Raw genomic sequence first — 249 nt, forward strand, 5'->3', positions numbered from 1 at the left:
TGCGACACGTCGGAACTGCTTGAGCTTTGAGAAGCAGCATTCGACGAGATGACGCTGGGCGTAGAGATGCTTGTCGAGTGGGTATTTGAGCGCGCGTGACGGGTTGTTGGGAATGACGGCGAGCGCGGGGGCCTGAGCACCAAGATACATCTGGCCGTTCGAGGCTTGGGATGTCCGGTGCGGTTCACGCTGACCGCGGGTCAGAAGGGCGATGCACCGCAAGCCGCCGCATTGATCGAAGGCTTGTCC

General features: G+C 61.0%; 1 pseudogene. It reads left to right on the forward strand.

The annotated features are described in order from the left end of the window. Positions 1–123: 123 nt before the first annotated feature. Positions 124–249: pseudogene (locus tag FNJ47_RS47345) on the forward strand (IS5/IS1182 family transposase); the annotation flags it as partial.

Origin of the sequence: Bradyrhizobium uaiense, assembly GCF_010811875.1 — a bacterium.
Taxonomy (GTDB): domain Bacteria; phylum Pseudomonadota; class Alphaproteobacteria; order Rhizobiales; family Xanthobacteraceae; genus Bradyrhizobium; species Bradyrhizobium uaiense.